Source organism: Arthrobacter sp. SPG23 (assembly GCF_000876655.1).
In the GTDB taxonomy this organism is placed as follows: domain Bacteria; phylum Actinomycetota; class Actinomycetes; order Actinomycetales; family Micrococcaceae; genus Arthrobacter.
The window spans coordinates 91,656-117,877 of the sequence record NZ_JYCN01000004.1; the positions used below are offsets into that span (position 1 = coordinate 91,656).

The 26,222-nt window shown below is 64.9% G+C and carries 19 protein-coding genes and 1 pseudogene; 14 read left to right on the plus strand and 6 right to left on the minus strand.

Translation table 11 applies throughout. The features are described 5' to 3' along the window. The first annotated feature begins 20 nt into the window (after window positions 1-20). The 3 genes from TV39_RS02150 (at window position 21) to TV39_RS02160 (ending at window position 5,495) form a co-directional block, all read left to right on the plus strand. Window positions 21-2,147 (plus strand): hydantoinase/oxoprolinase family protein, encoded by a 2,127-nt coding sequence (locus TV39_RS02150; RefSeq protein ID WP_043477690.1) that lies wholly within the window; start codon window positions 21-23, stop codon window positions 2,145-2,147. Window positions 2,148-2,209: 62 nt separating this feature from the next. Beyond that, window positions 2,210-4,549: a hydantoinase B/oxoprolinase family protein gene (locus tag TV39_RS02155; protein ID WP_043477692.1), complete on the plus strand. Its 2,340-nt coding sequence runs from the start codon at window positions 2,210-2,212 to the stop codon at window positions 4,547-4,549. 124 nt (window positions 4,550-4,673) lie between these two features. Then, window positions 4,674-5,495: a hypothetical protein gene (locus TV39_RS02160; protein ID WP_043477694.1), complete on the plus strand. Its 822-nt coding sequence runs from the start codon at window positions 4,674-4,676 to the stop codon at window positions 5,493-5,495. A gap of 11 nt (window positions 5,496-5,506) precedes the next feature. On the opposite strand, the gene TV39_RS02165 is transcribed toward TV39_RS02160, so the two are convergent. The 4 genes and pseudogenes from TV39_RS02165 to TV39_RS02180 form a co-directional block, all read right to left on the minus strand. Then, window positions 5,507-8,311 carry a LuxR C-terminal-related transcriptional regulator gene (locus tag TV39_RS02165; RefSeq protein ID WP_043477696.1) on the minus strand — a complete coding sequence of 935 codons (2,805 nt, stop codon included), beginning with the start codon at window positions 8,309-8,311 and terminating at the stop codon, window positions 5,507-5,509. A gap of 139 nt (window positions 8,312-8,450) precedes the next feature. Continuing rightward, window positions 8,451-9,637 (minus strand): annotated as a pseudogene (locus TV39_RS02170) (acetyl-CoA acetyltransferase). After that, window positions 9,634-10,323 carry a CoA transferase subunit B gene (locus tag TV39_RS02175; protein WP_043477698.1) on the minus strand — a complete coding sequence of 230 codons (690 nt, stop codon included), beginning with the start codon at window positions 10,321-10,323 and terminating at the stop codon, window positions 9,634-9,636. Before TV39_RS02175 ends, TV39_RS02170 begins: the two are co-directional and overlap by 4 nt. Before the next feature lie 85 nt (window positions 10,324-10,408). Then, the gene (locus tag TV39_RS02180; protein WP_043477700.1) at window positions 10,409-11,128 is read right to left on the minus strand and encodes a CoA transferase subunit A; all 720 of its coding nucleotides are present in this window, start codon (window positions 11,126-11,128) and stop codon (window positions 10,409-10,411) included. Between the two features lie 199 nt (window positions 11,129-11,327). Here TV39_RS02180 and TV39_RS02185 point away from each other — a divergent pair, with 199 nt between their 5' ends. Continuing rightward, window positions 11,328-12,113 (plus strand): IclR family transcriptional regulator, encoded by a 786-nt coding sequence (locus tag TV39_RS02185; protein ID WP_043477702.1) that lies wholly within the window; start codon window positions 11,328-11,330, stop codon window positions 12,111-12,113. 315 nt (window positions 12,114-12,428) lie between these two features. Further along, window positions 12,429-13,385: a plastocyanin/azurin family copper-binding protein gene (locus TV39_RS02190; protein ID WP_043477704.1), complete on the plus strand. Its 957-nt coding sequence runs from the start codon at window positions 12,429-12,431 to the stop codon at window positions 13,383-13,385. A 131-nt stretch (window positions 13,386-13,516) separates the two neighbouring features. On the opposite strand, the gene nadE is transcribed toward TV39_RS02190, so the two are convergent. Both nadE and TV39_RS02200 read right to left on the minus strand, forming a co-directional pair. Beyond that, the gene (nadE, locus tag TV39_RS02195; protein ID WP_043477706.1) at window positions 13,517-14,338 is read right to left on the minus strand and encodes an ammonia-dependent NAD(+) synthetase; all 822 of its coding nucleotides are present in this window, start codon (window positions 14,336-14,338) and stop codon (window positions 13,517-13,519) included. A gap of 63 nt (window positions 14,339-14,401) precedes the next feature. Beyond that, on the minus strand, window positions 14,402-15,454 hold the full coding sequence (locus TV39_RS02200) for a LacI family DNA-binding transcriptional regulator (protein WP_082049421.1): 1,053 nt from the start codon (window positions 15,452-15,454) through the stop codon (window positions 14,402-14,404). Between the two features lie 207 nt (window positions 15,455-15,661). Between TV39_RS02200 and TV39_RS02205 the strand changes: the two genes are divergently transcribed. The 9 genes from TV39_RS02205 (at window position 15,662) to TV39_RS02245 (ending at window position 26,135) form a co-directional block, all read left to right on the plus strand. Then, entirely contained in the window at window positions 15,662-16,510 is an 849-nt protein-coding gene (locus tag TV39_RS02205) for a sugar phosphate isomerase/epimerase family protein (RefSeq protein ID WP_043477711.1), read from the plus strand. Further along, complete coding sequence (locus TV39_RS02210; RefSeq protein WP_043477714.1) at window positions 16,507-17,517, plus strand: Gfo/Idh/MocA family protein; 1,011 nt, start codon at window positions 16,507-16,509, stop codon at window positions 17,515-17,517. Before TV39_RS02205 ends, TV39_RS02210 begins: the two co-directional genes overlap by 4 nt. A gap of 207 nt (window positions 17,518-17,724) precedes the next feature. After that, window positions 17,725-19,251, plus strand: a complete 1,527-nt coding sequence (locus TV39_RS02215; protein ID WP_043477717.1) for an ABC transporter substrate-binding protein — start codon at window positions 17,725-17,727, stop codon at window positions 19,249-19,251. 6 nt (window positions 19,252-19,257) lie between these two features. Beyond that, window positions 19,258-20,199 carry an ABC transporter permease gene (locus TV39_RS02220; RefSeq protein WP_043477720.1) on the plus strand — a complete coding sequence of 314 codons (942 nt, stop codon included), beginning with the start codon at window positions 19,258-19,260 and terminating at the stop codon, window positions 20,197-20,199. After that, window positions 20,196-21,917, plus strand: a complete 1,722-nt coding sequence (locus TV39_RS02225) for a dipeptide/oligopeptide/nickel ABC transporter permease/ATP-binding protein (protein ID WP_082049425.1) — start codon at window positions 20,196-20,198, stop codon at window positions 21,915-21,917. Before TV39_RS02220 ends, TV39_RS02225 begins: the two co-directional genes overlap by 4 nt. Beyond that, window positions 21,914-22,798, plus strand: a complete 885-nt coding sequence (locus tag TV39_RS02230; RefSeq protein ID WP_043477723.1) for an ATP-binding cassette domain-containing protein — start codon at window positions 21,914-21,916, stop codon at window positions 22,796-22,798. Before TV39_RS02225 ends, TV39_RS02230 begins: the two co-directional genes overlap by 4 nt. Before the next feature lie 79 nt (window positions 22,799-22,877). After that, window positions 22,878-23,738 carry a sugar phosphate isomerase/epimerase family protein gene (locus TV39_RS02235; RefSeq protein WP_235347248.1) on the plus strand — a complete coding sequence of 287 codons (861 nt, stop codon included), beginning with the start codon at window positions 22,878-22,880 and terminating at the stop codon, window positions 23,736-23,738. Window positions 23,739-23,769: 31 nt separating this feature from the next. After that, a complete protein-coding gene (locus TV39_RS02240; RefSeq protein ID WP_043477729.1) occupies window positions 23,770-24,936 on the plus strand; it encodes a Gfo/Idh/MocA family protein in 1,167 nt (388 codons plus the stop codon). A gap of 137 nt (window positions 24,937-25,073) precedes the next feature. Further along, entirely contained in the window at window positions 25,074-26,135 is a 1,062-nt protein-coding gene (locus TV39_RS02245) for a LacI family DNA-binding transcriptional regulator (protein WP_052500464.1), read from the plus strand. The last annotated feature ends 87 nt before the right edge of the window (window positions 26,136-26,222 follow it).

Below are 26,222 nucleotides of genomic sequence, written 5' to 3' on the forward strand. Positions count from 1 at the left end.
AATAAAGGAGACCACTGGTCATGAAACGAATCTCCGTCGACATCGGCGGCACATTTACCGACTGCTTCTTTGCCTGGGAAGACCAATACGTTGAAGCAAAGGCGCTCACAACGCACCACAACCTGGCCCAAGGCTTCAATGAAGCACTCGACCTCGCCTGCTCCCGGGCCGGACTGGACCGGGACCTCGTCCTGAAGGAAGTCGATTCCGTCCGCTATGCCACCACACTCGGCACCAACGCCCTGATCGAAGGCAAAGGCCCGCGTGTGGGGGCACTGGTCACCCACGGCTTCGAGGACACCATCCCGCTTTCCCGCGGCCGTGGCTACGGAGAAGGCCTGGATCCTTCCAAGCAACAGAACATGCCTGATGCCACCCGCCCTGACCCGCTCGTGCCCCGCGCGCTGATCCGGTCGGTGAAGGAGCGGATCAACTCGGCCGGCAACGTGGTCGTTTCACTGATGGAAGACGACGTCCGCACCCAGGTGCGGGAACTCGTTGACGCCGGGGCGGAGGCGATCGTGGTCTCCCTGGTCAACTCGACCGAGAACCCGGTCCATGAGCAGCAGATCCTGGAGATCATCCTGGACGAGTACCCGGCCCACGAGCTCGGGGCGATCCCCGTCCTGCTGGGAAGCCAGGTGTCGGGCCGAAAAGGCGAGTACGTCCGTGCGACGTCGACGATCGTGGACGCGTTCCTGCACGAGATCATGTTCCACGCGCTGGGACAGCTCTCCAACAACCTGCGCACGTCCGGTTACGACAAGCCCATGCTGGTGATCCACAACTCGGGCGGCATGGCGCAGTCCAACTCGACGGATGCCCTGCAGACTATCCACTCCGGTCCCATCGCCGGCGTGGGCGCTGCCCAGCACCTGGCTGACAGCACCGGTCTGGGAAACGTGATTTCGACGGACATGGGCGGCACGTCCTTCGACATCGGGCTGGTCCCGGAAGGCGGCGTCAAGCACTACGACTTCCAGCCGACCATCGGCCGCTGGCTGGTATCCGTTCCCATGATCCACCTTCTGACGCTGGGTGCGGGTGGCGGTTCGATTGCCAGTTATGACCGCATCCACCACGCAGTCCAGATCGGGCCGGAATCAGCTGGCTCGGATCCGGGCCCCGCCTGCTACGACCGCGGCGGCCTCCGCCCCACAGTCACGGACGCCGACCTGGTCCTTGGGTACCTGGACCCGGACAACTACGCCAACGGGTACATCAAGCTGAACAAGAAACGTTCCGCCTACGCAATCGACGAGGTCCTCGCTGATGACCTGAACATGGACACCATCCAGGTCGCCAAGATCATCAAGAATGCTGTCGACGAGCAGATGGCGATCGGAATGGCCAAAGAACTGCGGGTCCGGGGATACCTTCCGGAAGACTTCACCATGCTGGCCTATGGCGGCAACGGCCCCCTGCACGCCTGCGGCATCGCAGATCACGCCGGCATCCGCAGGATCCTTGCACCGCCGTTTTCCTCGGTATTCTCGGCCTGCGGCGCCGGCAACATGAAACCCCTGCACATCCACGAACGCGGTTCCCATGTGGTGCTGTACAACCCAACAGACCGCAGCCTCTACCAAAGCTACGACGAGCTGAACAACGTCATCCAGGAGCTGGAAGCCAAGGGCAAGGAAGACCTGATCCGCCAGGGCTACGACGCCGCCGACATCCGCTACAGCCTCGAAATGGACATGCGCTACGGCAACCAGCTGGTGACCACCGCCGTCGTTTTCGACATCAACCGCGTGAACGGCGTCGCCGACGTGCTTCACCTGATCCGGACGTTCTCGGACATCTATGGCAAGCGCTATGGTGCTGGCAGCCAGGCTCCCGAGGCCGGCATTCGGGCCCAGACCGTGCGGGTGTCGTCCTACGTGGACGGGGACGTGGTCAAGTTTGACTCGATCGACTCCGGGCATGACAGGACCATGCCCAGCCCGGTGGGCACCCGGCAGGTCCACTTCGTGAAGATCGACGGGGCCGTCGACACTCCGGTGTACGACGCGGAGGCCCTCCACCACCAGCACGTCATCCACGGACCGGCCATCGTCACCACGGAAAACACCACGTACCTGGTGGAACCGGGCTGGCGCCTGGAACCGACATCGCAAGGAGCCGTGTGGTTCCTCAAAGACTGATCCCGTGCCCACGGATCCCATCCACACCTTCCAGCTACTCCCATTGAAGGAGCTCGACAGCAATGACGCTTACAGCAAATGAACCCAGCACTTCCGGCACGTCCGGCCCAGCCGGAGAAGCCTCCCAGCCGCTGACTGCCCAGGAGCAGCAGTGGGTGGACCAGTTCATGGACGAAACAACCCTGTTCCTCGGCCCGGACCCGGCCATCATGCGAAGCCACCAGATCACGTCCCGCTCCGCCTACGAGGAAGAGTGCATCTCCAAGGGCGTGGACCCCATCAAAGTGGACCGCATCCGTAAGCGCCTGGCCGGCGCCCTGGATGAGGGCTACGAAATGTGCGAGGCCATGGGTGCCGCTCCAGGTGCCAAATGGGGGGACCTGACGACGGCGATCTACACCGCCGAAGGGGACGTCACGTACCTGTCATGCCACGGCGTGATCGCGTTCTCGGCGATCTTGCACCACCCGATCCGCTACATCATGAAGTACTGGAAGGACGAGCCGACGGTGGGGATCAACCCCGGCGACGGATTCATCCACAATGACGCCTGGTACGGAAACGTCCACAACACTGACCAGTCCATGATCATGCCGATCTTCCGCGGGGGAAAGATCATCGCCTGGGTCGCCGCGACCATCCACGAAGGCGAAAACGGGGCCTGCGAGCCCGGCGGCATGCCGTCAGGCTCCGAGACCCCGTTCGACGACGGACTCCGGATGTCCCCGTTCAAGATCGTTGAGAAGGGCGAGCTGCGCCGGGACCTGCTGACGTTCCTGCAGCACTCGGTTCGCGACCCCAAGCTGCAACTGGCTGACCTCAAGGTCAAGATCGGTGCCGTCCAGCGGATCCAGGAGCGGGTTGACAGCATCATCGACGAAGTGGGAGTGGAGACCTTCGTCGCTGCCCTGCGGGTCACCGTTGAAGACGTGGAACAGGAAGTCAAGCGCCGCATCAGTGAACTGCCGGATGGGACCGTGTCCTTCAACCAGTTCATGGACTCCACGCTCAAAGAGAACATCCTCATCAAGTTCGCCTGCAAGGTGACGGTCAAGGGTGACAAAATGACCGTGGACTTGAGGGGCACAGGCCCCGAAATCCTCAACCGGGCCATCAACTCCCCGCTGTGCTCGGTCAAGTCGATGATGATGCAGGCGATCCTGGCATTCTGGTGGCCTGACCTGCCCCGCTGTACTTCGGCAATGTCGCCCATCGACATCATCTCGGATGAACACACGTGGGCCGACGCCGGTTACGACGCACCGATGGGGCAGTCGCTGCAGGCCTCGTTCCGGGGATTCTCTGCCCTCCAGACAGCCTTTGCCAAGATGCAGTTCTCCAACCCGGAGAAGTTCTCCAATGTCCTGGCTCCGTGGTTCAACCAGATCAACACCTTCCTGTGGGGAGGCCTGACCCAGCACGGCGACCAGGTAGGAAACCTGTGTGCCGACCTCAACGGCATGGGCGGCGGTGCCAAGGCATTCCGCGACGGTGAAGACGCCGTCTCACCGCTGTTCTGTGCCATGGCGGACACCGCTGAACAGGAAGTCATGGAAGAGGAAGTACCTTTCATGCAGCTGGTCAGCAAGCGGATCGTCCGGGACAACCAGGGCTTCGGCAAGAACAGCGGCGGCATGGGCTACGAGATGATTGTTGCCGCCGAGGGAACGCCGATGTGGGGCTTCATGACCGTGACCTCGGGGTCCAAGTTCTCGTCCGTCACCGGAATGTTCGGCGGCTACGGCTGCAGCACAACACCGCTGGCCATGGTCAAGGGCATCAACATCTACGACGTGATCCGCAAGGACTCCAGCAAATTCGATTTGTCCATGGAGCGGATCATGAACGAGCAGCCCTATGAGGGCGGTAAGTACACCACTTCCCATATGGGGCTGCAGTTCGACGTCGCCAAGGACGGCGAGATGTACATGATCGCCCAGGGCTCCGGCGGGGGGTACGGCGACGTTCTGGAACGCGATCCGGAAGCGGTGGCCAAGGACCTGGAACTCGGCCGCATTTCACCGAAGGTCGCCACCAGCATCTACGGCGTCGTCTGGGATCCCGAAACCTTCGTGGTGGACCAGGAGGCAACTGCACGGTTGCGCCACGACTCACGTCAGGCGCGGATCGCCCGCGGCAAGCCGTACAAGGAGTTCCTTGAGGGCTACGTGAAGACCGAGCCCCCGAAAGACCTGCTCTACTACGGGTCCTGGGGCGACGACACGGAGGAGCTCACCGCCACCCACTTCACCAACAACGGACCGGAACGGGTCAAGGCGACCATCGACAAGCTGCCGCTGATCATGCTTCCGGACCGCAGGGAAGTGAAGATCAGCGCACTGGAGGACCGGATCCGCGAGCTCGAACTCAAGCACGGGGAAGTTGTCCACCGTAAGTCCTAGCCCGTTTCGGGGCCTCCCGGCCCGGGACCGCAGCAACTCACGAAGCCTTCAGCGCCGCATCCTCCCCATCCAGGACGGTGCGGCGCTGAAGTCCTTTATCAGCCAAAGTATGGAGAAAGATGTCATGACCACTTCCACAGCCACCACCCTCGCCAGCGTTGTTGCCTCCCCTCCGTCCGGGCGGCCGAAAGCCGTGGTGTTCGACCACCACGAGTACGCAGCTTCCGTGATTCTTCGCGGGCGGCCCGTCCCGTGGGACAACGCCACTGCGTACGCGGCTTTCTTCGCCCAGGCACAGGGGCTGCTCCGGCCGGACGTGGCGCTCCTGGACCTGAACCGTTTGTACGGTCACCTGACAGCCGGCGACACCAGGCTCGAGGCCGGCATGGCGGCCAGATCCCGGACAGGGTTCGCGCTGAGGACTTTGCTGGGGGACGAGGACCTTAACCGGGCGGTGCTGGACTTCGTCACCGTGTTCGCCAAGACAGCCCGCCAACCCGTGGTGCTGCGCATCCCGTCGCCGATGATGTGGCTCAGGGGCACGCATCACCTGTCGGGTGCGGAGGACGCCAGCGACCTCGACGCCGACAACGCCGAGAATGCCTCCATGTATGTCAGTGACTGGCTGCGGGCGTTCGCGGGACTCCCCATCGCCGGCCTCCTGCTGGACAACCGGACCCCTGCCGGGGCCTCCAGCGGCGTGCACGTTCCGTTGGAGGCCTACACCCCGATTGCCAATCTGGCCGGCAACTACCGTTGGACGCTGGGGCAGCTCGACGACGACCAGGCGCGTCTGCACGGGGACGCTGCCGTTGGCGCCAATATTCCTGCAGGGTTCTGGCTGGAGCGGGACGTCGAACTCCCTGCCGGTGACTTCTACCTGGGCGAGATCCCCGGCGCCGCTTCGCCGGAGGTGGTCCTGGCCAGGCTGGAAATCCTGGGGTGACTGACCCCGGGTTACTTCGGCGGGAGCAGGTGCCGGCGTCGGGCCTCTACGACGCAGGCCCTTCTGTCGCTGACGCCGAGAGTGTTGAACAGGCTCTTGAGATACCACTTGACGGTGTTGATGCCCAGATGCAGCTCCTGGGCGATTTCGCGGTTGGACCGATCCTTCTCGACAAGGCGCAGGATCATCTGTTCGCGTTGCGACAGGCCTGGTTCCGGAACAGTGGTGCCCGCGCCGGTAGTGGGAGAGAGTGCCTCTGCAGGCCACCCGGCATCGCGGGTGGTCCTGGCCTGGGCATCCAGCCGGATGAGGATACTGAGGAAACGCGCTAGCTCGTGGCTGCTCCCTTCCGCGACGGGCTCGCGCCGGAGCCTGGCCGAGGTGGCGCGCACCAGCTCCAGGCAGCTTGCGCCGCCATCAAGCACGGGCCGGACCAGGCCCAGCCGGGAACACGTCTCCAGGGCCGGCCGGAGCGTTGATTCGGCTTCCCCGCGGTTCCCCGCCTGTTCGAGGGCGGCCGCCAGCAGGATACGGGCATTCAGCTCTGCCCTCGGCCCCAGATAGGCTGCGGCCCGCGACAGCAGTCGGCGGGCCCCGTTCACCGTGTCCAGCTTGCCGGGGGAGTCCGGGCCTTCGTGCCCCGCGTCAGCCATGGCGGACCGCAGCTGCGTGGCCAGCCGGATCTGGTGCTTGGTCTCGGCCAGCCCTTCCAACCGTGGTCCGGTGGTGTCCGCCGGGTCCCGGGCGGCGCCCACCAGGGCACCATGGGGTTCGGCGTTGACAGGCCGGGGGCTGATTCCCAACTGCACGCGTTCCAGATTCATGGCCAGTTTGAGCCGGCTGAGGCCGAGACTGTCGGCCACCAGATCGCCTTCATCGAGTATTTCCCGCGCCCGCGGCGTGTCCCCCCGGAGTGCTTTGATCCTTGCCAGCGTCCCGTACGTGGACAACATGAAGTCCACCACCCCGCCTTCGGAACCCAGCTCGCGGGTTTCCTCCAGCAACTTCTCGGCTTTGTCGAGTTCGCCGCGTTCGTACAGGAGCTGGCCCATCATCGCTCCTGCCAGCCGCGCCGCATGCGAGTACCGCCCTGCCTTGCGGCGGCCGAGTTCCACCGCGGACGTGAAGTGCTGGTCCACGCTGTCCAGATCGAGCAGGGCGTAGGCGGCAAGACCTGCGAAACAGTGTCCGTACACGCCGCTGAAGGGGCCGGAGGTGAGGCCGTGGAACTTCGCGGCCCAGCGCTGTTGTTCCAGTGCGAGAGGGTAATCGCCGTCGTGGATCTTCTTGAACGTTGAGACATTCGCGGCCACTGAGACGATCCAGGGCCGGAGCAGGTCCGCCTGGGCGAAGCACCTCTCGTCCAGTTCGTCCACGTGATTCACCCGGTCGCTGTACATGTCGATGCAGCTCTGCACCACCAGCCCTTCGACGTCCAGTTCAAAACGGTCGTGATCGGTCAGCGTCGCATCGGAGGGCATCACGGCTTCGGCCCGGTCCAGGGCACTCTGCGCCGCTGCAGATTGGTGGAGCAGCGTATGGGCCCACGATATCGCCGTCTGGAGACGGGCTTGGCCGGCCACGTGGTCAGCGGGGATCTTGCCGACAAGAGCCAACAGGGTGGACATGCTGGAGTGTTCCACCAGCCACATTGCACGGAATTCGACAATTTCCACCGCGAGCTCAACGTCCCCGGCGGCGAGCGCATGGTCCACTGCGTCGCTGGGGAACCCGTTTTCCGAATACCAGCGGGCCGCGATCAGGTTCAATTCCTTGGTCCGGCCCGGGTAATCGCGCTCCAGGCGGCGGCGCAGGTAGTCCTCAAACAGGTGGTGATAGCGGTACCACGTGCCGTCCTCGTCAAGCGGCTGCAGGAAAAGGTCCTGTGCCTGGATCTTCTCCAGCATTGCCTGGCCCAGTTCCACCCCCGAGAGGGCTGACGCCAGCCCCGCGCACAGCCGCTCCGGAACCGACGTCATCAGGAGGAAGTCCAGCGTCTCGGGGTCGAGGGTGTCGAGGACGTTTTCAGCCAGATATTCACCGATGGACGCGTGCCTGCCGGAGAGCCGTTCGATCAGCTCGGAGGCCTCGCGGTGGTCCCTCAGGGACAGGGAAACCAGCTGCAACGCAGCGATCCAGCCCTCGGTCGTCCGGTGGAGGCTGGCCACGTCTCCCGCGTCCAGATCGAGCCGGTTGATGCCTACCAGGAAGTCCTGGGATTCATTTTCATCGAACCTCAGCGCGACCGCGTCCACTTCGACCAACTGGTCCCGCACCATCAGCCGGCCCAGTGGCAGGCCCGAGCGCGTACGGCTGGTGATGATGAAGGACAGATGTGAACCGCCGGCTTCGAGCAGCCGTTCCACCACCGCCCGGGTTCGGGGCTCCGTGACCAGGTGCCAGTCATCCAGGGTGATGACGATGTCCCGGCCGGCTTCATCGATGGCGTTGATGAGTGCGGGAACCACGTATTGCTCGGCGTCGTCGGGACGCTCCTCCAGCAACTGCTGCAGTTCCTCCTCGAGTCCGGGCCAGGCTTTCCGGATTGCCTGCAGCAGATGGGAAAGGAACCAGATGGTGTTGTTGTCGTCCCGGTCCAGGGACAACCAGACGGTAACGAGGCCCTGGGAGGCCAAATTTTCCATCCATTGGGCGGCAAGGGTCGACTTGCCAAAGCCAGCGGGGGCATGGATCAACGCCAGCCGCCGTTTCCGGTCCGAGTGGAGCATCTCGGTCAGCCGGGTGCGATGAACCCACTGTCCAACCGGCTCGGGCGCGCGGAACTTGCTTGACGCACTGGGTGGTCCTGTCGGCATCCGCCACCTCCTTGTGGTCCGGCGTTTGCCGGGAATGCATTTGGCCCTCTGAAATCCTATGGGAACCGCGGCATCATAGACAGCGGTGACCCCTTCCTGCTCTTTCCTGCGGTTCCCGGACCCCCGCAGGTTGGTTCCCCTAGACCGCCTCAAGCACGCTGACGTAGTTGGCGATGCCCACTCCACCCATGTTCTGCACGGCGGCGCGGCGCGGGGTGGCCAGCTGCATGGCGCCGGCGGTTCCGGTGAGCTGCATGGCGGCGATCACGTGCTGGGAGACGCCGGTGGCACCCACGGGGTGGCCCTTGGCCTTGAGCCCGCCGGAGACGTTGATGGGCAGCTTGCCGTCCTTGAAGACCCAGCCTTCCTCAATAGCGCGGGTCCCCTGGCCGGGTTCGGTCAGTCCCATGGCCTCGTACATCAGCAGCTCGGCGATGGTGAAGCAGTCGTGCACTTCGGCGAAGTCCAGGTCTTCAAGCCCGACGCCGGCCATCCCCAGCGCGCGCTGCCAGGACGCCCGCGTCGCCGCAAACGCCGTGGGGTCGCGGCGCTCGGCGGGGAAGAAATCGTTCGCATGGCCGAAGCCGGCGAGCCGCACCGGGGCGGTGGCCCCGCCGGTGGGCGAGACGGAAAGCACGACGGCGGCGGCGCCGTCGGACACGGGGGAGCAGTCGGTGCGGCGCAGAGGGTCGGCCACCATCGGATTCTTGTCCGAAACGGTGCGGCAGAATTCCTCGCCGAGGTCCTTGCGGAGCTGGGCGTAAGGGTTGTCCACGCCGTTGCGGTGGTTCTTCGCGGCGATCGTTCCCAGGACGTCGGATACCGGTCCATAGCGCTTCTCGTAATGCTTGGCCACCTCGGCGAACAGGCCGGTGAAGCCGGTGGTGGAGGTTTTGCCGGCCATGTCGTAGTCCGCGCCGAGCAGGGCCGCCCCCCACGACGTCGGCGCCGGCCTGGGTCATCTTCTCGGCGCCGATCACGAGGACGGTCTTCGCGGTACCGGCCAGCAGGGACTTGGTGCCCTGCTGGAACGCGGCCGATCCGGAGGCGCAGGCGTTCTCCACCCGCGTGGACGGGACGTTGGCGAGCTGCTCCGAGACCTGCAGGGCCAGCGAGGACGGGAACGCCAGCGGCATCATGCCGGAGTTGAACTGGCCGAGGTAGATCTCGTCAATCTGGCCCGGCTCGATCCCGGCGTTGCCGATCGCCTCCGTGGCAACCTGGACGATCAGGGACTCCAGGGTCTCGTCCGTGAGTTTGCCGAAGCGGCTGTGGCCCCAGCCGGTGAGCAGGATATCTTTTTCCGAATTGTTCGCGCAGGCTCATGCTGTGGCTCCTTCAAGGGTGGGGGTTGAGTCGAGGGAAGGGGCGACGTCGAACGCGGCTTCGGTCTTCCCGCGGATCTCGTCGACGGTGACGCCGGGGGCGAGGCGGGTCAGCGTGAGCTGCCGGCCGCCGTCGTCCGTCTTGTCAAGGTCAAAGACCGCGAGGTCGCTGATGATCCGGTCAACGCAGCTCAGCCCGGTGAGGGGCAGGGTGCATTCGGTGACAATCTTGGCGGTGCCGTCCTTGGCGTTGTGTTCGGTGAGGACCACGACGCGCGGGGTGCCGGCCACGAGGTCCATGGCGCCGCCCATGCCCTTGACCATCTTGCCCGGGATGGTCCAGTTGGCGAGGTCGCCGCTGCCGGAGACCTGCATGGCGCCGAGGATGGCCACCTTCACGTGGCCGCCGCGGATCATTCCGAAGGAGGCGGCGGAGTCGAAAATGCTGCCGCCGGGCAGCACCGTGACCGTTTGCTTTCCGGCGTTGATCAGGTCCGCGTCCTCCTCGCCCTCGTAGGGGAAAGGTCCCATGCCGAGCAGGCCGTTCTCGCTCTGGAGGACGACGCGGACGCCGTCGGGCAGGTTGTTGGCCACCAGCGTGGGGATGCCGATGCCGAGGTTCACGTAGTCGCCGTCGTTCAGTTCTTCGGCCGCGATGGCAGCCATTTCATCCCTGGTCCAGGCCATGGGGTTCTCCTTGGGTTCTTGAAGTCTTTTAGGGCGGGGCTTAAGTGTTCGTTCGCGCTGCGGCGCCGGGCCGGAGCGCCGGCTGTCAGACGGGAACCGGCTCGGCGGCGCGGGAGCGTACCGTGCGCTGTTCGATGTCCTTGACCCTGTCGCTGGCCTGCACCAGGCGCTGGACGAAGACGCCGGGGGTGATGATGTGGTTGGGGTCCAGCTGGCCGGGCTCCACGATCACCTCCGCCTCGGCGACCGTCACCGCACCGGCCGTGGCCACCACCGGGTTGAAGTTGCGGGCGGTGTAGCGGTAGATCAAATTGCCGTCGGTATCTGCGGTGTGCGCGTGGACCAGTGCGACGTCGGCCAGGATGGCGCGCTCCTGGACGTACGTTTCGCCGTCGAACTCCGCGAGCGGCTTCCCCTCGGCGACGAGGGTGCCCACACCGGTCTTGGTGAAGAACGCCGGGATGCCGGCGCCGCCGGCGCGGAGGCGCTCGGCGAGGGTGCCCTGCGGGGTGAACTCCACTTCCAGCTTGCCGGCGAGGTACTGCTCGGCGAAGAGCTTGTTCTCGCCCACATAGGAGGCGATCACCTTGCGGACCTGTCCGGCTTCGATCAGGATGCCGAGGCCTTTGCCGTCCACGCCCATGTTGTTGGACACCACGGTGAGGTCCCTGACGCCGGAATCGCGGACGGCCTCGATCAGGTCCGCCGGGATGCCGCTGAGGCCAAAGCCTCCGACGGCGAGCGTCATGCCGTCCCGCAGTACGTCCTGGAGCGCGGCGGCCGCGCCGGATTTCACCTTTGACATTGCATCTCCTCATTGAGCTTTAAAGCAATCCACTTTGTGGACTGTTCCTCTGGTGTTGGAGCCTACGGTGCCGAAATGGGCACTGTCAATGGACGATTTTGCCCTAAACGGCAGCATTTTTACAGTGTGGACGGTAGGCTTGTGAGGGTCCATAATATGGATAGTTTGGGTGGATCTAACGCAAAGTCCGAGGAAAAAGATGTCTTCATTACCGGTCCAGGGCGCACAAGTCGTCAGCCGCGTCGCGTCCCTGCTGCGCATTGTCGGACGGAAACCGGAAGGTTCCCCGCTCGTGGAACTCGTCAGAGAATCCGGGCTCACGCGCCCCACCGTGCACAGGCTGCTTTCCTCCCTGGCTTCCGAGGGCTTGCTGGACCAGGACCCGCAGAGCGGCAACTGGGTGCTAGGTCCTGAGATCCTGCTGATGGGGTCCGTGGCCTCAGCCCGCTTTCCGCTCGAGGACATTGCCCGGCCCAGCCTCCGCCGGCTCGCTGAGGAGACCGGCGAGAGCGCCTTCTTCTCCATCCGCCGCGGAGCGGAAACCGTGTGCCTGCTCCGCGAGGAAGGCAGCTTCCCGGTGCGCTCCTTTGTGCTGCATGAAGGCGTCCGGTTCCCGCTGGGGGTGGCATCCGCCGGGACCGCGATCATGGCGTTCCTGCCCGAGGCGGAGCAGGAGGAGCTGCTGGCCGGCTGGGCCGCACATGCCGGCAGTTTTGCGGCGGCTCACACCGAGGCGCTGGTCCGGGAGAACCTGGCCAAGACCCGGCAGGCCGGCTACTCGGTCAACCCCGGGCTGGTACTGGAGGGCAGCTGGGGCATGGGTGCAGCGGTCTTCGACCAGCGCGGGCGTCCGGCCTGGGCGTTGTCCCTGACCGGAATCGAGCCGCGTTTCAAGGGGGAGCGGCAGGAGACGCTGGGCCGCCTCCTGATGGAAGAAGCGCACCGGATCTCCACGCTGCTGACGCGGTCGCCGGGCCGAGCCTGACGTTGCGCTGGAGTATCGACAAATCCCCGGGCTCGGAGCACGATAGGACTGTATCGGCAGCTCCCAGTGCGGCAGCTGCGCTAGTGGTACTTCTGAAGTTCACAGGAACCGCGTCACGCCTCATAACGGGTGGCGCGTCGGATCCTCATCACTTCTTCCCCGCCTTGAGCCTGGGTAGCCGCGGGGGAGGAGGCACGTGGCTGGCGTATGCCGGGCGGGCACCGGGCCGACGTCGTTGACGACAACCGGAACCGTCAGACCGGTCTCCCGGCCCCACACGAGAACACAGCGAAACATACAGAAGGAATGAGTCTTATGGCTCTCCAAAAAGAAAGCCGCCGAATGGTGCGCGCGCTCCTGGCGGCCTTAATCTCGCTGCTCATGCCGGTGGCACTCAGTGGCACCGCCGTCGCGGACGGCGGGAAATCACCCAGGACCTGGACTGTCCAGGTTGGTTCCGAGTCAGCGGATCAGGCGATCCAGGGGATGTCCTTCCTCCCGGAAAACATCTACATCAATGCCGGGGACAGGATTACCTGGAAAGCGAACGCGGCAGAAATCCATACCGTGACGTTCCTTGCCGAAGGCCAGTCTCTGGAGTCCACGCAGCCGTTCAACCCGGGCAACCCCCAGTACGTCGAAGCGCAGGGTGGCAAGTCCTACGACGGAAAGTCGTACTACAACTCCGGTGTGATGACGAACGTGTCAGACAGCGGCTTCAAGGAAGTGGGACGCTACTCGCTGAAATTCCCGGACCCTGGCGAGTTCACGTACTACTGCCTGGTCCACGGCATGGCCATGAAGGGGACCGTCCACGTGCGCGAGGCGGGAACTGACTACCCTTACACCCAGTCGCAGTACGACCGTCAGTCAAACAAACAGGAGAGGAAAATCCTGCGGGACGGATACGAGCAGTGGGACGCAGCACGGGCCAAAGCAGATGACCACACCGTCATCGCAGGCACCGACAACGAAACGGCCATGCTCATGCGGTTCGTCCGGGCCCACATCGTGGTCCACGTTGGCGACGAAGTGACCTTCGTGAATGACGGCATGGGAGCCCCGCACACTGTCACTTTCGGTGAAGAGCCGGCGGATGAGTTCGCCGCAGTGGGAGATCCCGCTGACTTCACCGGCGGGGACCTGAGCTCGGGCCTGATGCTGCCGAAGGGCACGTTCACCGTGAAGTTCAACAAGGCCGGCGAATTCGACTACATCTGCGCCCTCCACGACTTCATGGGGATGAAGGGGACGGTGGAAGTCCGGGACTGACCTGAACCTGCGGACCCTACTGAATGAATTCGGCGGCAGGGAGGTGGTCACGGCCGGCCGTCTCGGGTCATGCAGCTGTCTCGGGTCATGCAGCTTCGGTTCAGAGCCCCATCCGGGGCTCCCGGCTCAGGCTACTTCCACCAGGTATCGAAGATGGTGACCGGGACTGTGCGCTTGTGGCGGGTACGGAGGTATTTCTGCTCGATCGATTCGGCAACGGCGTCCGGGACGTCGCGGCCTTCGAGGTAGTCGTCGATCTGGTCGTACTTCAGGCCCAGTTCGTCCTCGTCCGTGCGGCCGGGTTTGCCATCGAGGAGGTCGGCCGTGGGGACCTTCTCCCAGATGCGGGCGGGGGCGCCAAGCTCGGCGAGGAGCGCCCGGTTCTGGCGCTTGTTCAGCCCGAACAGCGGCAGGATGTCCGCGCCGCCGTCGCCGTACTTGGTGAAGAATCCCGTGACTGATTCGGCGCCGTGGTCCGTTCCGATGACCAGGTAGTTGTGCTCGCCGGCAAGGGCGTACTGCGCGATCATCCGGGTGCGGGCCTTGGTGTTGCCTTTGTGGAAGTCGGAGATCCCGTTGCCCACCGTCTTTTCGAATTCGTCCTCGAAACCGTCCACCGCGGCAGAGATGTTGAACGTCCACTCGGTCTTGGCCTGGATGAAGTCCAGTGCTGCCTGGGCGTCGTCCTCATCGTGCTGCACGCCGTAAGGAAGGCGGACAGCCACGAAGTTGGCTTCGGTTCCTTCCGCCGCGAGCTCTTCGACGGCGAGCTGGGCCAGCCGGCCCGCGAGCGAAGAATCAAGGCCTCCGGAGATGCCCAGGACGAAGCCCTTGGTGTTCGTGGCCTTGAGGTATTCCTTCAGGAACGTGACGCGCTTGCGCACCTCCCCGGCGGGGTCGATCCGGGGCTGGACGCCCATTTCTTCAATGATCCTGGCCTGGAGTTCGCGCATGTGATCCAGACTAGCCAGCAGTGTCAACCATGCTCAACTGTGTCCGCCTGAATCAGCGGGGAATTACTGCGGCGCCGGACCGGTGGAGGCCCTGACGGTGAGGTGGGTGGGCATCACAGACCGGCTGCGGGTGCCGCCGCCGGCCAGCGGGTTCAGCTGGGCCAGCAGCATGGACACCGCCACCCGGCCGGCCTGCTCGATCGGGGACGCCATGGTGGAGAGCGGCGGATTGCAGAAGTCTGCACCGAAGATGTCGTCACAGCCCACAATGCTCATGTCCTCCGGAACCCGGATGCCGCGCTCGCGGAGCCGCTGCAGCATGCCGATGGCGATGAGGTCGTTGAACGCGATGCAGGCGGTTACTCCGCTGTGCACGGCAGCGTCCGCGGCAGCTGCACCGGACTGTGTCTTGGGGGCGAACGGCCCCAGCCGGCGCACTTCGACGCCGCGCTCCTCGGCCGCCTTGGACAGGGCGGTCCAGCGCCGTTCGCTGGATTGTGAGGTAGGAGGTCCTGACATGTAGGCGATCCGGGTGTGGCCCAGCGAAACGAGATGGTCCAGTGCCTGGCTGGTGGCGGACGGAGTGTCAATGAGGACAGCGGGGACGCCCGGGACGTCCCGGTTGATGGTGACCATGGGCATCTTCGCCGCGGCCGCGAGCAGGGCTTCGTCACTCAGGCGGGACGCGGCCACCACGATTCCGTCCGCGCTCTTGCGCAGTTGTTCCATGGTGCTGGCCTCCACCTCGTCGGATTCCTCGGTGTCCACCAGCAGCTGGGTGTACCCGGCCGCTTTGAGCTGGAGCTGGGTGCCCCTGATGAGGTCGAAGTAGAACGGGTTGGTGATGTCCGGAACCAGCACTCCCACTGCGCCCGTGCGGCCGGAGCTCAGCGCCTTGGCCTGGCTGTTGGGGATGTAGTTCAGCTGGGCCGCCGCGGCCTCGATCCGCTGCCGTGTCCTGATATTGACGCGGTCCGGGGTGGAGAGCGCCCGGGACACGGTGGAGGCCGCCACGCCGCAGAGGGCGGCAATGTCGTGGATCGTGGGCGGGCGGTCCACTGCTGCTGGTTGCGTCGTAGCCACGGCGCTCCTCTCTGAACGTGGTGGCCGGGCCATGACGGCCGGGTCGGTGGAACGGCCCTGTGACTGCGGCCACAGTTCCGTACAGCAAAGAATGCCACAGATTGTCAAAGAATGGCAACCGGTTGTCACACGTCGCCGGGCTGGCTACACTGGGCTCGACACCGTTTGTGAACTGCGTCACCGCGCTGGAGCCGGAATGCGAGCTGCCGCGCGGCGGCCGCGAAACCCAGGAGATCCCGCGTGAGCAATACGACAACCGCAGTCTGGCCGCTTTCAGGCTTCGGCGATGAAATTGATCCGGACCCCGCGGTGCAGGCCGCAGTGTTGCTGGCGCTGGGGGCGAGCCACATCGAGGTCCGCAGCGCCTGGGGCACCAACGTTTCCGAACTGGAACCGCAGCAGGTTGCCACGCTCAAGGAAATCCTTGACGAGAAGGGCCTCAAAGTCTCTGCCGTGGCCAGCCCCATCGGGAAGGTGGACGTGGGCCTGCCGGTGGAACACGAACTGGACCGGCTCCGTCAGATCATTTCCGTGGCCAGGGGCCTGGACGCCAAGTACGTCCGGATTTTCTCGTTCTACCGGGCGGAAGGCCGCAGCGCTGAAGACATCCGCGACGCCGTCATGGTCCGCATGGGTGCGCTGGCAGCGCTTGCTGAAGAGTCCGGCGTCGTACTCCTGCATGAAAACGAAAAGGGCATCTACGGGGACACCCCCGAGCGTGTCCTGGACATCATGAAAACCGTGGACTCCCCGGCGCTGCGCATCGCGTGGGACAACGCCAACTTCGTCCAGGTGGGCGTCAAGCCCTACACCGACGGCTACGCCATGCTGCGCCCCTACCTCGAGTACTTCCAGGTCAAGGACGCCCTGTCCACCACCGGCGAAGTGGTGCCCTCCGGCGAAGGCGACGGCGAACTGGACGCCACCATTGCCGCCCTGAAGGCAGACGGCTTCACCGGCTTTGCCTCGCTGGAGCCCCACCTGGCCAGCGCCCACGAGCTGGGCGGCTTCTCCGGGCCGGTGGCCTTCGGCATCGCTGCCCGCGCTTTTGCCGCGCTCGCCGCAAAGAACGGGATTGAACTCTCGTGAGTACGACGGCGGCGGTGATCGGGTGCGGGGACGTTTCTGCCGTGCACTTCGAGGCGGTGGCAAAGCTCGACGGCGCCGCGCTGGTTGCGGTCTGTGACGCGGATCCGCAGCGGCTGGCTTCCGCGGTGGCCGCCTACGGCGTCCCCGGTTTCGCCGACCACCTGAGCCTGATCGACGCCGTCCGGCCGGACGTGGTGCACATCTGCACCCCGCATGACCAGCACGCCTCGCTGGCCGCCGACTGCCTGGAACGCGGCGTCAACGTCATCGTGGAGAAGCCGCTGGCCCACACCCTGGCCGAGGGCCGGCGGCTGGTTGAAGCCGCCGCGGCGGGCACGGCGAAAATAGCGGTGTGCTTCCAGAACCGGTACAACGCGACATCGCAGGCGATGCACGCGCTGCTGCAGTCCGGCGAGCTGGGCGCGGTGGTGGGAGCATCGGCGACGGTGATGTGGCAGCGCTCCGCCGGGTACTACCAGGACCGGCCGTGGCGGGGGACCTGGGCCGGCGGTGGCGGCGGGTTGATGATGAACCAGGCCATCCACACCGTGGACCTGCTGCAATGGCTGGTGGGCGACGTGGTCGCTGTCAGTGGAAACGCCTCCACGCGGTTCCTGGGCGGCGCCATCGAGGTGGAAGACACTGCGGAATTCGTGGCGGAACACGCCAACGGCGCCCGGAGTGCCTTCTATGCCACCCTGGCCAATGCCTTCAATGCGCCGGTGACGCTCGACGTCGTCACCAAACAGGCGGTCCTGAGCCTGCGCGGCGACCTTACCGTGACCCATGCGGACGGACGCGTGGAGGTCATTCCTGAGCGCAGGAGTGACTCCGGCGGCCGGTCCTACTGGGGTGTCTCGCACGAACTGCTGATCAACGATTTCTATGGCCGTCTGGACGACGCGGAGCCGTTCTGGATCAGCCCCGCGGAAGCCGAAAAGTCGCTGGCAATCATCAAGGATGTCTACCGGCAGAGCTACCCGGAGTCCGCGGACCAAGTGTCCTAAACGGGTTCAGAAGCAGTCGATTGCAGCCGGTTGCGGCCCTTAGAACGTTTCATTTGCGGGTGTTTATCACGATTATTGCAACACTTTTGACAATCGGTTGCCAAAGCGGGCCACACTGCGTACTGTGAGTCTCACAAGGCCGGTGTGGCCCACGCCACACCCGCCTACTCCGTAAGCCCCAAGTTCCACAGATTCAAGGAGCCAACAATGAAGTTAGGTCCCAAGGCGGCAGCGACCGCCCTCACAGTCAGCGCGGCACTCGCACTGACCGCGTGTGGCGGCGCCGCGAACTCCGGTCCGGCGGCCGGTGCGGCTGCCACCGCACTGACGATCGGCACCATCCAGGACGTACGTTCCTGGGACCCGGCCCAGGCTCACGTGGGGCACGTGCTCCAGCCGTACCAGGCTGTGTACGACACACTGATCCTGCGCGAGCCGGACGGAAAGCTCAGCCCCATGCTGGCCACCGAGTGGAAGTACAACGACGCCAACACCAAGCTCACCGTCGACCTGCGCACGGACGTGACGTTCAGCGACGGCGCCAAGTTCGACGCCGAAGCGGCCAAGGCCAACATGGACCACTTCAAGAAGGCCAACGGCCCGCAGATGGCCCAGCTCGCCTCGGTCCAGGACGTGGCTGTGGTGGACGCGGACACTATTGATATCAACCTCAGCACGCCGGACCCGGCACTGGAATACTTCCTCAGCCAGGCCGCCGGCCTGATGGGCAGCCCCAAGGCACTCGGCAGCGAAGGCATCAAGACCGAACCGGTGGGCTCAGGTCCGTACGTGATGGACAAGGCGGCTTCGGTCAAGGATTCCCAGACCGTGTTCAATGCGCGCAAGGACTACTGGAACAAGGACCTGCAGAAGTACCAGAAGCTCACATTCAAGATCCTGGCGGACATCACCGCCCGCACCAACGCCCTGGTTTCCGGCCAGGTTGACGCCACAATCCTGGACCCCAAGACGGGCAAGCAGGCCGAGGGCGCCAAGATGAAGCTCGCCGCCAACGAGGTGGACTGGCAAGGACTGCTGCTGCTGGACCGTGACGGCACCAAGAACGCTCCGCTGAAGGACGTCAGGGTCCGGCAGGCCATCAACTACGCGTTCGACCGCAAGACCATCCTGGACCAGGTCATGCTGGGCCAGGGCACCCCCACGTCCCAGCCGTTCGGCAAGGCCAGCGGGGCCTGGACCGAAGAGTTGGAGAACCACTACAGCTACGATCCGGCCAAGGCCAAGCAGCTCCTCAAGGAAGCCGGCTACGAAAACGGCGTCACCCTGGAAATCCCGAGCATCCAGAACTTCGAAACCCAGATCTCCGTCGTGAAGCAGCAGTTGGCGGACGTGGGCATCACGCTCAACGTAGGCGCGGCCCTGACCAACACCTTCACGTCCGACGTCGCAGCACAGAAGTACACCACCATGTTCTTCTCCCTCTTCCAGGGCGAGCCGACGGTTGCCATCAACCAGATCATCTCCACCAAGGCGCTCTACAACCCGTTCAAGAACGCTTCCCCGGAGCTGGACGCCAAGATTGAGGCCGTGCGCACCGGTGGCGCCGAGGCCGGCAAGCTGGCCCAGGACGTGAACAAGTACGTCGTTGAGCAGGCATGGTTCGCCCCGCTGTTCCGCGTCAACCAGATGTACTACCACAACTCCAAGGTGGACGTGGAGCCGCAGATCCAGCAGGCCGTTCCTTCCATCTACAACTACTCACCGGCCAAGTAGGACACCATGATCAGGTTCATTGCGAAGAGGCTGGGCAGCGGGCTGGTGGTGCTGTTTGTTGTCTCGGCGATCACCTTCTTCCTGCTGTACATGTCCAGCGGGAGCATCGCCCGGAACATCCTGGGCGACCAGGCCACGGCTGAGCAGGTGGCGCTGAAAGAAGCGGAACTGGGGCTGGACCAGCCCCTAGTGGCCCGCTACTTCTCCTGGGTGCTCGATGCCCTGGGCGGCAACCTGGGTGCTTCGTGGTTCACCTCGGAACCGGTGGCCAACTCCCTGGCCAGCCGGATTCCGGTCACCATGACCATGGTTTTCGCCGCAATGATCCTGATCGCTATTTGCGCCGCCCTCATCGGTGTTACTGCCGCGGTGAAGCGCGGCTGGGTGGACAGGGTGGTCCAGGTTGGCGCCATCATCGGGGACTCCGTACCGGGCTTCGTGATCGGCGTCATCCTGGTCACCGTCCTGGCCATCCAGCTGGGCCTCTTCCCGGCCACCAGCACCATTTCCCCCGAATCCGGGCCCGACGCGTGGGTCTACTCCATGTCACTGCCGGTGATCGCACTGCTGGTCAACGGCGTCACCGGCGGCGCGCAGCAAATCCGCAGCGCCGTCATCAAACAGCTCGAGCGGGACTATGTCCGCACTTTGCGCAGCCGCGGCATCGGTGAGCGCGAGATCCTGTTCAAGCACGTACTGCGCAGCGCCGCTCCGGCCGGCCTCACCGTGCTGAGCCTGCAGCTGATCGGCATGCTTGGCGGCGTGGTGATCATCGAGCAGATCTTCGCCCTCCCGGGTATGGGGCCGCTGGCGGTCACCGCCACCGGCCAGTCGGATCTACCCGTGGTGATGGGCGTCGTGATGTACACGGTGGTCGTCGTCATCGTGGTGAACCTGCTGGTGGACATTCTCAATGGCTGGCTCAACCCGAAGGTACGTGTGTCATGAGCGATTCAGTAGAAACCGCGGCAGTAGCCGCCACCGTGCCGCCCGGGCAGAGCGGTACGGTGGTCCGTTCCACCGTCCTGCGGCGCCTGTTCAAGAACCCACTTGGCATCGTTGCCATGGCGATCCTGCTGGTGATTGCGCTCCTGGCCATCCTTGCTCCGGTCCTGGCGCCGTTCGAGGAGAACTACTCGAACATCGCCAAGACGCTGGCCGCGCCGGACTCCGTGAACATCCTGGGAACGGACAGCGCCGGGCGCGATGTCTGGAGCCGCCTGCTGTTCGGGGCGCAGCTGACCCTTCTGTCCGCTTTGCTCTGCGCGGGCGTTGCCATCGCCATCGGCCTGCCCGCCGGCCTGATCGCAGGCTACTACGCCGGAAAGTTTGAGGCGGTCTCCAACTGGGTAGTCAGCATCCTCATGAGCCTTCCCGGCCTGATCGTGCTGCTGACCATCCGGGCGGCATTCGGACCGTCCGTATGGATTTCCATGATCGCCTTCGGCATCCTGATCAGCCCGTCCTACTTCCGGCTGACCCGCACGGCCGTGCAGTCGGTACGCAATGAGCTGTACGTTGACGCCGCCCGGGTGTCCGGACTCTCCGACTGGAGCATCATCGCCCGCCACATCTTCTCCGTGGTCCGCGCCCCCATCATCATCCAGACCGCGGCCATCGCCGGCGTGGCCATCGCCATCCAGTCCGGCCTCGAGTTCCTTGGCCTGGGTGATCCCAGTAAGGCAACCTGGGGCGTGATGCTCTCCGAGGGTTTCAAGAACGTCTACCTCACGCCCACGCTGCTCTTTTGGCCGGCCTTTGCCATGGCGCTCACCATCGGCGCCCTGGTGCTGCTCGGCAACGCCATCCGTGACGCGCTGGAAGACGGCGAGAAGATCAAGCACCGCAGGAAGCATCTGTCCGCGGCCACCGCCACAAACAATCGCACGACGGCGGCGCCCGCCGCCGGGCGCCCGTCGCGCAAGTCCGTGGCCGTGGGTGAATCCGGTTCGGGCAAGTCCCAGACGGCGTTCTCCATCCTGGGGCTGCTCCCGGATAACGCCCGCATCGTGGCAGGTTCCATCCAGTTCGATGGGAACTACACCGTGGCCCCCGGCGACGAACGCGTCAACCAGGGGCGGCTGTCCAAGCTGCGGGGCAAGCGGATCTCCTACATTCCGCAGGAACCCATGAGCAACCTGGACCCGGCCTTCACCATCGGCTACCAACTGGTCACGCCCATGGTGCGTGTCCTCGGCATCTCCAAGGACGAAGCCCGCAAGAGGGCACTGAAACTGTTGACCGACGTCGGAATCACCAACCCGGAACGGACCTTCAGCGCCTACCCGCACGAGGTATCCGGAGGCATGGCCCAGCGTGTGCTGATTGCCGGGGCCATCAGCTGCGAACCGGACCTGGTGATCGCGGATGAGCCCACCACGGCCCTGGACGTCACGGTGCAGGCGGATGTGCTGGACCTCCTGCGCGAGCTCCAGCAGCGCCTGAACATCGGCGTGATCCTGGTGACCCACAACTTCGGTGTGGTGGCGGACCTCTGCGACCGCGTGGCCGTAATGCAGAACGGCCGCCTGGTGGAGGAAGGCTCCGTCCGCGACATCCTCCGCAACCCCAAAGAGCAGTACACCCGGACCCTCCTGGCGTCCATGCTCGAAGGCAAAACCCCCATGTCCATGCTTGTATCCAGCCAGAAGGAGCCGGTCGCGTGAGCACTGTGGAAGTTAATGAAATCGCCCCGCTCCTGACGGTGGACAACCTGGTGGTGGAATACCCCAGCAAGAAGTTCCGGGCCAAGCCGTTCCGTGCCCTGACGGACATCAACATCACCATCGGCCAGGGCGAGACGCTCGGCCTGGTGGGGGAGTCCGGTTCCGGAAAGACCACGCTGGGGCGGGCCGTACTGGGCCTGGCCCCGGTGACCGGCGGCAAGATCATCTTCGAAGGCCAGGACATCAGCCACGCCACGCGCAAGCAGCGGCGGACCTTGAGCAGGGACCTCCAGGTGGTCTTCCAGGACCCGTATACCTCGCTCAACCCTGCACTGGAGATCGGCGATATCCTCGCCGAACCCCTCGGCGTGCAGGGCATGGAACAGGCGGCGGCGAAGAAACGGGTCAAGGAACTGCTCGACCAGGTGGGGCTGCCCTCGGACGCCATCCACCGCCTGCCGCGGGAGTTCAGCGGCGGCCAGCGCCAGCGCGTGGCGATCGCCCGGGCCCTTGCCCTCTCGCCCAAGCTGATCGTCTGCGACGAACCCGTCAGCGCACTGGATCTGTCCACCCAGGCGCGCGTCCTGGACCTGTTCCTGCAGATCCAGAAGGACACCGGAGTTTCCTACCTGTTCGTCTCCCACGACCTGGACGTCGTCCGGCACATCAGTCACCGCGTGGCCGTGATGTACCACGGCGAGATTGTGGAGCAGGGGCCGGCGGAGATCGTCACCCGGGACCCGGAACACCCCTACACCCAGCGTCTGCTGCTGGCGTCCCCGGTGCCCGATCCGGACCGGCAGGAGCAACGCCGCGCGGACCGCCACCGGCTCCTGGAGATCCAGCGGCAACAGACAGAACAGGCCGGCGCCCTCGCCTGACACCGGGCGTCGGCAAAGGTAACAGCAGCAAACCGGCAAAGCGGCCCCTCGAGGGGCCGGAACATTACGGAGGAACACAGTGGCCAAAATAGGCGTACAGGCGATGATGCTGAAAGGCAGCTTCAGCGAACTCGGGGCGTTTGAGACGCTCCGCAAGGTCAGCGCGATCGGTTACAACGCCGTCGAGATCTCCCAGATTCCGATGACTCCGGAGAACGTTGCGGAGCTGGACCGGTCCCGCAGTGAACTGGGCATGGACATTGCGGCGCTGTCCGTGGCGATGGAAACCCCCAAGGGCATGCCGGCCGATTCGCTCAAGGACCATTTCGACAAGGTCGTGGATGACGCCCGGCGGCTGGACACGAAGCTCCTGCGGATCGGCATGCTCCCGTTCCCTGCCATGAAATCGATCCACGCCCTGGTGGACTTCGCCAAGCAGGCCAACGAGTACGCCGAGCGGCTGCAGGAGCAGGGCATCGGTCTGTACTACCACAACCATCACATCGAGTTCGCGAAGTTCGACGGCAAGTACATGCTGGACGTCATCGCGGAGAACTCCCCGGCCATGGGCATGGAAATCGACGTCCACTGGGTGCAGCGCGGCGGCCTTGATCCGGTCCGGACGCTGGAGAAGTATGCAGGGCGCACGGCCATGGTCCACCTGAAGGACTACCGGATCGGCCAGATGCCGGAATCGTCCTTCACCCTCCTGGAATCGGGTGACTTCGCTGGCTTTATGGCGGAGTTCAGGAATGTGGTCCAGTTTGCCGAAGTGGGCGAAGGAAACCTGGACTTCCCCGCCATCATCCCGGCTGCGGAGGCCGCCGGCGCTCAGTACCTGCTGGTGGAGCAGGACGAACTCTACGGCCGCACGGTGTGGGACGCGCTACAGACGTCCTACGACAACCTGGCCGCCATGGGCCACTCGAACCTTTTCTAGACCACACCGACTGACTACGGAGAATCACCGCATGAGCAAGAAAGTACGCCTCGGCATCATCGGCCTGGGCCAGCAGGGCGGCGCCTACGCCAGGTTCATCACGGAGGGCATGGTCCCCAACATGGTGGTCGGCGCCATCTGTGACACCGACCCCGCGAAGAAGGAACTGGCCGCTTCCCAGTACCCGGACGCACCCTTCTACGACGACTACATCACCATGCTCGAAAGCGGCGATGTGGACGCGGTCGTCACCTGCGTGCCGCACTTCCTGCACCCCGAAATGGGCATTGAAACGCTCAAGCGCAACATCCACGCCCTGGTGGAGAAGCCGGCCGGCGTGTACACCAAGCAGGTCAGGGAGCTCAACGAGTTTGCCGCGGGCAAGCCGGAACTGTCCTTCGCCATCATGTTCAACCAGCGCAACAACCCGCTGTACCGGAAGCTGAAGGAGATCGTCGAGAACGGCGAAATCGGCGCCATCCGCCGCACCAACTGGATCATCACCAACTGGTGGCGCCCGCAGGGGTACTACAACTCCAGCGAATGGCGCGCCACGTGGGGCGGCGAGGGCGGCGGCGTGCTGGTCAACCAGGCACCGCACCAACTGGACCTGTGGCAGTGGATCTGCGGCGTGCCCAAGTCCGTCTACTCCAAGGTTGCCTACGGCTTCCGCCGCGACATCGCCGTGGAAGACGAGGTCACCGCCGTCGTCGACTATGGAAACGGTGCCACCGGCGTCTTCGTCACCGCCACGCACGACCTCGTGGGAACCGACCGCTTCGAAATCCTGGGAGACCAGGGCAAGATCGTCGTCGAAAATTCCAAGACCGCCACGGTGACCCGCCTGAAGAAGCCCGAGCGCGAACTCAGCGACGCCATGGACATGGACGATGTCCGCAAGCTCTTTATGGGCGAGCTGAACCCGGAGCAGTACTACAGCACCGAGGTCATCGAGTTCGAGTCCGTCTGGGGCGGGCAGCATGCCGGCGTCCTGGAGAACTTCGCAGCCAACATCCTGGACGGCACCCCGTTGCTGGCCCCGGGATCGGACGGCATCAACGGCGTCCGCCTGGCCAACGCCATCCACCTCTCCAGCTGGACCGGCACGGAAGTGGGCCTGGACTTCGACGAGGACGTGTTCCTGGCCGAGCTGAACAAGCGCATCGCGGACGAGGGCAAGTTCCCCGAGCGCTCCTAGCCCGAGCCTGCTGGCGGCCCGTTCCCGGCAACCGCTGGCCAACTCAGCCCAACCGGCTCGCAGTTAATGTCGTAATGAGCACTTTTCACGACATTAACTGCGACCCAGTTGGGTTCTTACCTCGTTAGGATGGGGCGGTGACTGAACCCAAGACGCCGGACGCTGCCGCACCGACAGGCCCGGCCAAGAAGCACCCCCGGGACGGAAAACCCCACGCCACCATTTACGACATTGCCAGGGTTGCCGGCGTCAATCCCTCCACGGTGTCCCGCGCGCTCAGCAAGCCGGGCCGGGTCAGCGCCAAGACGCAGAAGCTCATCGAGGACGCCGCCGCCGAGCTGAACTACCAGGTCAACCCGTTCGCCCGCGCCCTGCCCACAGGCCGCACCAACACCTTCGGCCTGATCGTCGCGGACATCACCAACCCCACCTTTTTCGACATCATCCGCGGGGCGCAGACCACCGCCACCGTGCGGGACTACACGCTGGTGCTGGCCGAGTCCGCAGAGTCCGGCGCCACCGAACTGACGGCAGCCCGCCGGATGATGGCCACCGTGGACGGCCTCATCCTGGCCAGCCCGCGGATGGACGACGACGACATCAGGGTCCTGGCCCGGGACAAGCCTGTGGTGGTCATCAACCGCGAAGTGGACGGCGTGCCCTGCGTGGTCCCGGACGTGCACAAGGGCATCAGCGAGGCGGTCCGCAGCCTGGCCGCCAACGGGCACACGAAAGTTGCCTTTGTTGCCGGGCCTCAGCAGTCCTGGATGTCCGCCCGCCGCTGGGAAGGCGTGCAGGCAGCCTGCGAATGGTCCCGGCTTGAGGCTGTGCGGCTGGAATCAACCAAACCCACGGTCGACGGCGGCAGGCAGGTGGCGCGCGACGTCCGCGCCAGCGGCGCCACGGCCGTGCTGACGTACAACGACCTCCTGGCCATCGGACTCATGCAGGAACTCCAGGCCGCGGGCATGGTGGTGCCGGACCAGATCAGCATCGTGGGCTTCGACGACATCTTCGGCGCCGACTTCACCACACCTCCGCTCACCACCGTCCGCTCGCCGCTGGGGGAGTGCGGCTCGGGCGCCGCCACCCTGCTGCTCGACCTGCTGCACGGCACGGGGGACCCGGCGGCTACGCTGCGCGTCGAAACGGAGCTGGTGCTGCGGGGCTCGAGCGGAAGGCTGCTGCCCGCCGGCTAGGTCCCGGGACGCAGAATCGGTCCGGGGACACCCGGATTCGCGCGTCCCCGGACCGAAACGGTGTCCTCAGCCTAAATCTAGGCCCCT

Bases quoted from the DNA above. Each gene is read 5' to 3' on its own strand.
- TV39_RS02155 (WP_043477692.1), top strand. From the start codon at position 2,210: ATGACGCTTACAGCAAATGAACCCAGCACTTCCGGCACGTCCGGCCCA.
- TV39_RS02200 (WP_082049421.1), bottom strand. From the start codon at position 15,454: ATGGCCCGGCCACCACGTTCAGAGAGGAGCGCCGTGGCTACGACGCAA.
- TV39_RS02175 (WP_043477698.1), bottom strand. From the start codon at position 10,323: ATGGCCTGGACCAGGGATGAAATGGCTGCCATCGCGGCCGAAGAACTG.
- TV39_RS02150 (WP_043477690.1), top strand. From the start codon at position 21: ATGAAACGAATCTCCGTCGACATCGGCGGCACATTTACCGACTGCTTC.
- TV39_RS02180 (WP_043477700.1), bottom strand. From the start codon at position 11,128: ATGTCAAAGGTGAAATCCGGCGCGGCCGCCGCGCTCCAGGACGTACTG.
- TV39_RS02190 (WP_043477704.1), top strand. From the start codon at position 12,429: ATGGCTCTCCAAAAAGAAAGCCGCCGAATGGTGCGCGCGCTCCTGGCG.
- TV39_RS02165 (WP_043477696.1), bottom strand. From the start codon at position 8,311: ATGCCGACAGGACCACCCAGTGCGTCAAGCAAGTTCCGCGCGCCCGAG.
- TV39_RS02185 (WP_043477702.1), top strand. From the start codon at position 11,328: ATGTCTTCATTACCGGTCCAGGGCGCACAAGTCGTCAGCCGCGTCGCG.
- TV39_RS02160 (WP_043477694.1), top strand. From the start codon at position 4,674: ATGACCACTTCCACAGCCACCACCCTCGCCAGCGTTGTTGCCTCCCCT.
- nadE (WP_043477706.1), bottom strand. From the start codon at position 14,338: ATGCGCGAACTCCAGGCCAGGATCATTGAAGAAATGGGCGTCCAGCCC.
- TV39_RS02240 (WP_043477729.1), top strand. From the start codon at position 23,770: ATGAGCAAGAAAGTACGCCTCGGCATCATCGGCCTGGGCCAGCAGGGC.
- TV39_RS02215 (WP_043477717.1), top strand. From the start codon at position 17,725: ATGAAGTTAGGTCCCAAGGCGGCAGCGACCGCCCTCACAGTCAGCGCG.
- TV39_RS02220 (WP_043477720.1), top strand. From the start codon at position 19,258: ATGATCAGGTTCATTGCGAAGAGGCTGGGCAGCGGGCTGGTGGTGCTG.
- TV39_RS02225 (WP_082049425.1), top strand. From the start codon at position 20,196: ATGAGCGATTCAGTAGAAACCGCGGCAGTAGCCGCCACCGTGCCGCCC.